The organism is Alcanivorax sp. HI0044 (assembly GCF_001634945.1).
On sequence record NZ_LWEZ01000576.1, the window covers coordinates 1 to 909 of the forward strand.

The 909-nt window shown below is 56.9% G+C and carries 2 protein-coding genes; both read right to left on the bottom strand.

Translation table 11 applies throughout. From position 1 onward, the window contains the following. Positions 1-198 (bottom strand): transposase (locus A3730_RS06945; protein ID WP_156501014.1); only part of this gene is annotated, 198 nt, incomplete at its 3' end. A gap of 170 nt (positions 199-368) precedes the next feature. Then, positions 369-909: Hsp33 family molecular chaperone HslO (locus tag A3730_RS06950; protein ID WP_197477339.1), on the bottom strand; the 541-nt coding region annotated here is incomplete at its 5' end.

A 909-nucleotide genomic window follows, 5' to 3' on the forward strand; every position in this document is an offset into this window, starting at 1 on the left:
ATCGGGTCCCGTGTTCTGGACGGATTTAGCAGACGGTTTCTTGGTCACAATCCATTCTCTTCGCCAGCGGCTTAACAACTTTGGGTGTATGCCTAGCTTGCCAGCTAGTGCGGACTGTGTCTGCGTGGTGGATAGCGAGGCCTGCACGGCCTCGCGTTTGAAATCATCGCTGAAGTAGCGCTTGGCTTTGTATTTCATGACACCTTCTCTCCAAATGAAGGTGTCTACTTTTTCCGGGGCATTCCAGCGCCGCGGTGGAGGGGGAGTAGATTCACTGAAACGTTAAGGGCCGCGCTCAGGTTTCTGGTGCGGTCCTTTAAAAACAAGCAATTGCCGAGATCATTTGAGGAGCTGTCAACTGTCCACTATCAACTGTCAATTGCTTTGATCATCTCCGCCAGATCCACGGCATCAAAATGCTCCTGGTGACGACAGAAGTCACAGGTCAGAGTCACCTCGCCGTCTTCGTCCAGTAATTGCTGCAGCTCCTGATTGCCCAGGGAAATCAGTGCATTGCGGTTACGATCCCGGGAGCAGGTGCAGCCGAATTGCAGTGGCTGGGCGTCCGGTAGCTGGGGCGGGGTGTCATGGAACAGCCGGTGGAGGATAGTTTGGTCATCCAGATTCAGCAGTTCTTCCATTTGCAGGGTGCTGGCCAGTGCATCCAGGTGTTCCCACATCTGGTTGTTGCCGTCGGTGGTGGCAAGCTGGTTGGGCAGGCGTTGCAATAACAGGCCCGCGGCGCGGTTGTTGCCGCTGGCGAGCCACAGGCGGGTCGGTAGCTGTTCGGACTGCTGGAAATAGCCTTGCAGGCATGCCGCCAGGGTGTCGCCGCTGAGCGGGACGATGCCCTGGTACTGGCGGCCCTGATCCGGGGTGATGGTAATCACCATGGTGCCTTCGCCGATC